Consider the following 559-nt stretch of genomic DNA (forward strand, 5'->3'; position numbering starts at 1 on the left):
TAGTGGGGCTTCCCTCTCGCCACGCTCTTCACGGCCTCCGCCAAGCCGAATTCCGCTCCCGAGAACCTAGCCTTGATGGCATTCCAGAAGATAAAGGCAATCGTCCAGAACATCAGGGGCAGCACGATTCTCTTGACCCGCCGCCTGTAGAAGGCGGCCGCGTTTTCCACCCGGCTTTCATCCAGCAGCAACGCGCCGCTGATCATGACGAAAACCGGCACACACCAGCGAACCAGCGAGTCATAGATATTTCCGTGCCACCAGGTCAACGAACCAAAATCCGCTTCAGTCACAACGGATGCCGATATGTGCAGAAAGACAACCGCAAAGATGGAAATCACTCTCGCCGCGTCAAGCCAAGCCATCTAATCTCCCTTTTTTAAAATCATCACTCATTGGGGAAGGCGCCGAAGTCAGTGTAGTAACCCACATTTCCAAGCGCATCCCGCAACATAAAATGAGACCGAGAAGGCGCCGGCGAGCAAAAATCAAATCACAAGGTGGCGGAATGAATTCAATGGATATGAAAATGATGAAATGTTCATGGCGTCATTTTGAA

Annotated in this window: 1 protein-coding gene; it reads right to left on the reverse strand. The window is 51.9% G+C overall.

The features are described 5' to 3' along the window. The coding region (locus tag GFB48_RS17425) for an acyltransferase (protein WP_163938786.1) at nt 1–365 on the reverse strand (365 nt) is incomplete at its 3' end. Nucleotides 366–559 lie beyond the last annotated feature (194 nt).

The organism is Paraferrimonas sp. SM1919 (assembly GCF_010993985.1).
Taxonomy (GTDB): domain Bacteria; phylum Pseudomonadota; class Gammaproteobacteria; order Enterobacterales; family Shewanellaceae; genus SM1919.